The sequence below is a fragment of the Chromohalobacter sp. 296-RDG genome, from assembly GCF_029889885.1.
Taxonomy (GTDB): Bacteria; Pseudomonadota; Gammaproteobacteria; order Pseudomonadales; family Halomonadaceae; genus Chromohalobacter.
In genome coordinates, this window is the sequence record NZ_JARANY010000104.1 from 1 (window position 1) to 4,951 (window position 4,951).

Consider the following 4,951-nt stretch of genomic DNA (forward strand, 5'->3'; position numbering starts at 1 on the left):
TATGACCTGCTCCGCCACAATGTGAACACCGCTGTGGCCTCGGGCAATTCTTTGCTGTGTGACTGCCTGATCCGCAAATAGAGCATGCCATTTCCTGAATTACTCCTTAATTTATAAAAACGACGACCGCATGGGCCCCGTATGTGTACCGCTAACTCCCCCAGCAGTGACAGAGCGTTCTGCGTTACCAATTGCGATATGCCGATATACTCAAGGCACCGGAGCGCTGGACACGTCCCGTGTAGAATTGGAGCCTGAGCTGTCTCAGATCATCCATTGCCCCGAATGCCTGGACGGCTACATTGACTTATGATGTCCAGGCCGACGCAGAGTTTTGAACACTCTTCGCTAAGAATATGGATCAGTAGGTTTCGTACAGATGGCTAACGCATGTTCCGCAAACCTTTCTGCCTATTTCGGCGCACTTCCGCCTGGCTGATGGTTCATCCTCACATGAGAATTTGTTCATTAGTTTGTCATTGTTACTCATACCTTCACAGATGGAATCGCTATTTGAAGTGCACTTATATTTTGGGTTGTCCGCAGGCATTCTTCCTTTAAAAAGGTGCATCTCTCCAGTTTCTTTATGCTTTTTAAGTGTATATGCGTTCATAAGAAACCTCCTTGAAGTTGTTAAAACGGGGCCTTGTTGCGGCCCCGTCTTTATTTCCCACTTCAGTCTTATCGACTAATTTAACCACCCAGCAGTGACAGGGCGTTCTGCGGCAGCTGGTTGGCCTGGGATAGAACAGAAGTACCAGCCTGTTGCAGGATCTGGTTTTTGGTCATGTTGGAGACTTCATCTGCGTAGTCCGCATCCTCGATGCGCGAGCGAGCGGAGGTGATGTTGGTCTCAGTGGTGCTCAGATTGGTGATGGCAGAATCGAAGCGGTTCTGCATGGCACCGAGCTCGGAGCGTTGGCTATCGACATCGCTAAGCGCGCTGTCCAAGGCAGCCAGCGGGTCGGAGGTGGCGGAGCCACCAGTGCGTAGTTCATCACCCTGAGTGACCGTGCCATCGTCAGCAATTTCGGCTTCATAGTGGACGGTGTTCTCACCGCTATTATCTGCAATGACAAACTCGGGAGCACCGTCCTCGGTGCCGCTATATTCACGTACACCTTTGGCCTCATTACCATCACTATCCTGGAGACTAACCTCAGCACCAGCATTTGCAGTGGTTACAGAGTTAGAGCTAAAATCTGTGGGCTCACTCCCCTCGGCAGATGAGGCCAGTGTTACTGAACCATCCTCAGCAACACTATTGACTTCTCGATACTCGGTACTGGAGTCAACGGTGATCTCAGCATAGAGCTTCCCATCATTGTTTTCGCCATAACCATCAACAGATTCTAAATTTGTAATATCGCCATTGGTATCTTTGACCTCGCCTGTGTCAGTAGACAGAGTCGTTTCGGCACCAAGCCGGGCAGAGGTGACATCATTACCGCCGACTTCATCGGTATTGATACCCGATGCAACACTAAAGTTGCCCAGTTCCAGCGTTTCCGAGTTGACTTCCTTCATGTTCAGATTGATGGACTCGCCATCGTTGGCGCCGACCTGAATGGAAAGCTCCTGGTCTTCGGCGAGTACCTTGACGCCGTTGAAGTTGGTCTCTTCGGAGATACGGTCGATTTCACCCAGACGCTGGTCGATCTCGTCTTGGATGGAAGACAGGTCGCTTTCGCTGTTGGTGCCGTTCTGGGCCTGAACGGTCAGCTCACGCACGCGCTGCAGGTTGTCGTTGACCTGGTTCAGCGCGCCTTCGGCGGTCTGCGCGACGGAGATGCCGTCGTTGGCGTTGCTCTGTGCCTGGCTGAGACCGTTGATCTGGCTGCTCATGCGGTTGGCGATGGCCTGGCCGGCGGCATCATCCGCGGCGCTGTTGATCTTCAACCCCGAGGACAGACGCTCCATGGAAGTGGACAGGTCATTCTGTGACTGGTTCAGGTTCTGCTGGCCGATCATGGCCGTGATGTTGGTATTGATCACTGACATTGTTGCGATCTCCTAAGTGTCGTCAACCGGCCCCCAGGATCGGATGCCGGAGAAGGACCGTACATTCCGTGGAGCCTGCCTTAACGGCAATTATGTGCCGTTACTCATTTATCGGAAGATTGCCGGGAAGCTTTAGGGTGGAAGGCGAAATTTTTGGGGTCCCGTTTAATCACGGACCCCAAACGGCCGGGGTATGGGGGTAGGGGGTAGGGGATTGGCGCTAGAGCAGGGCCTTGAGCCGTGAGGCGGACTCCGCCTCATCGCTGCCATGGGTTGCAGTGCTACCTTCATCGGCCTGACGATAAGCCGCCATGAAACGTGTCGGGATGGCATCCAGCAGATTGGGCATCAGGCGGATGCCGACTTCTGGCGGGGCGCCAGAGGGGCGGGGAATACGTGGGTCGAGCAGGGTGAGGGTGGCGGTATCGTCGGGGTGACGAATGGCCCGCCCTAACCCTTGGCGTAGCTTGTGCAGCGTACGCACGATTTCCTTGCGGTTGAGCAGGCCTGCGGCGGTACGCGCGGCGTTTTTCTGGCTCATGCCCGAGCGGCATAGCCGCTGTTCGAGTAATAACCGTTCCACCTGGCTGGGTAATGGGCGAGGATTGCGCAGGATCACCACATGCTGCCAAAAGGTTCGGTCGCCTTGCCGCGCAGGCGACAATCCCTCCCAACCGGCTGGCGTGAGCAGAATGGCGTCTTGCTCCAGGCGGTTGGCGATTTCGTTTAGGTGGGCGCCCGGCGAGTGTGTGACCAGCCGGTCACGGCTCGACGCTGGCCAGGCGTCGCTGAGGACACTCATATCGGCATAGCTGGCACACAGCACCAGGGTGCGCCCCGGCACGGCGGTGATGTGGGGGATGGCCCGTTCGGCATAACGCGATGAAAGGATATAGGTGCCATCGTCACATTGCCGCAGCGGATGGGGAAGCCCATGGGGCATGCGGAATCGCAACTGGCCGAAGCGCGTCGCCTGAAACGCCCGCTGCAGGCCGCAGCGCTTGTATCCCACGGGCATTTGCAGCCGTGAGCGCATATAGCGGAAGCTGGGTTCAGCCCCTGGCGAGTGATGCATGTCCGAGAGCGTCGCGGAGGTCAGCAGCGTTACGCGATCTGCAACCCCAGTCTTCAGGCTTCTGGCGGCGGTGCTGGAGTGCGCCACGATGCCGGGTAGCCCCTTGATCGGCGAGTAGTCCAAGGCCAGGTGCTGGTGGGCCTCTCTCAGCCGGGCGGCGATCTGCTCGGCGGCGCCGCGCACGCGTCGCCATTCCCGCCAGGTGTCGCCGTCATGACTGGCCTGACGGGGCTTGGCTCTGAGCAATTGCTGGATGCTCTGGCCGATCAGGGTGCTTTCTCGCTTGCTCAACGCATGGGCACTGCCGGCCCGGCCGGGGGCGGTGAGCGATTCCAGCAGCGCCTCCCACACCGGCCAGCAGGACCGGATCTTCATCTGACGTAGCAGGTAACCGGTGGCCTGCACCGAGATGCGGTTGGAGAGAATCTCCTCGGCCACATCGGGATAATGCTCGGCTTCATCGAGCAGCAGCGCGTGGGACGATTGAGCCTGAGTGATGTTGCCGCGCGTGATCAGGTCGACGACCAGCAGGGCATGGTTGATCACCAGCAGATCACACGACTGGGTGGCCTCGATATGCGCCTGCAGCGCTTCTGGCATGGGGTCGTCATGGGTTAGCGCGATGTCCGCCAGACGGAGGCCTTCGGGCAATAACGCGGGGTCGATATCCAGCAGGCAGCCTTCGCTTTCCAGCGCCCATTGCGCCAGTTGGCGTTCCTGGCTGGGCCGTTGAGGATCACCGGCTATGTGGCGTAGTGATACCCCGCCGAGATGCAGCGCCAGGCGCTGGGGACACACATAGTTCTGCTTGCCCATGCGCAAACCGACGCGCAACTGGGGTAGCCCCTGCCAGCGTAGATAATCATGAATGATGTCCAGATTGGCGGGCTGCAGCAGCTGGCGTTGCAGGCTACGTGAGTAGGTGGAAACGATGCCCCGTCGGCCCTTGTCTCTCCCTCGCGCGACCCAGTCGGCCAGGGCCAACTGGTACGCCAGCGACTTGCCGATACCGGCATCGCCTTCGATAAAGTGGATTTTAGCCGGATCGACCAGGGCCTCGCCGATGGCTTCGGCATAGGCGATCTGAACCGAGTTTTGGCGAAAGCCTGCCCGCTGAGGCAGGTGCTCAGCAAGGTAGGTTGCGATGGGATTTTTCACCGGCACCCCTGTGTTCTTCTAGACCCCCGCAAGGGCGGGGAAACAGTGGTGTTGATCACTGATATTTGATGTTCCCGATCACCCCCGCACGGCGGGGAGTAGGGGTGCTGCGGAGACAGCCGCATCACCTTACTTGACACAGCATGCCCATGCCATAGGCGCGCATCTTCGCGACGCCATCCAGCCAAGCCGATGCTGCGCTGAGGGGGTTGGTCACCAGCAGCTTGGCGGAGCCCATCATTAATTCGGCCTGGCCGGCGCGATGGCGGTGATGCTTGACCTGCCCGAGGGGGAGTGCCTTGAGGGTATTTTCCTGCACTCGGAAGCCATGGCGTTCGATGCGGGCCTGTGCCACCTCGCGCCAGCGCTCTTGGGGCGCGACGATGCGCCGGCTGCGCGGAAGCCTTTCGCCCTGCGGGCCCAGCCGGGTGCTGAGCGTGGGGACCATGACCCATTCCAGTGCCAGCTCGGCACCTTCTTCCAGCACAAGCTGGCACGGCCTGGCGTTCTCGAAGGGCTCCGCTGAGCGGATCAGGAACAGACACTGGTTGTTTCCCAGGGGCTCGGCACGAAAGATAAACGGCCGGGCCTGCCCAGGATAATCGCCACCGCCGCTGAACAGCTGCCAGGCGGTTTTATGATGGTCCTCCAGGGTGGGAAGCTTGCCGGCAGGATTGCCAGGGTGGCAGACCACGGCAGCCTCATGGTAATGGACGA

Annotated in this window: 3 protein-coding genes; all 3 read right to left on the reverse strand. The window is 58.8% G+C overall.

Annotation, left to right across the window (positions count from 1 at the left end; all coding sequences use genetic code 11):
* Positions 1–693 precede the first annotated feature (693 nt).
* On the reverse strand, positions 694–2,001 hold the full coding sequence (locus OP495_RS16445) for a FliC/FljB family flagellin (protein WP_280570788.1): 1,308 nt from the start codon (positions 1,999–2,001) through the stop codon (positions 694–696).
* Between the two features lie 220 nt (positions 2,002–2,221).
* Positions 2,222–4,234, reverse strand: coding sequence for a helicase C-terminal domain-containing protein (locus OP495_RS16450; RefSeq protein ID WP_280570790.1), 2,013 nt, complete (start codon positions 4,232–4,234; stop codon positions 2,222–2,224).
* 124 nt (positions 4,235–4,358) lie between these two features.
* On the reverse strand, positions 4,359–4,951 hold a 593-nt coding region (locus OP495_RS16455; protein ID WP_280570792.1), incomplete at its 5' end, for a type I-E CRISPR-associated protein Cas6/Cse3/CasE.

Bases quoted from the DNA above. Each gene is read 5' to 3' on its own strand.
- OP495_RS16445 (WP_280570788.1), bottom strand. From the start codon at position 2,001: ATGTCAGTGATCAATACCAACATCACGGCCATGATCGGCCAGCAGAAC.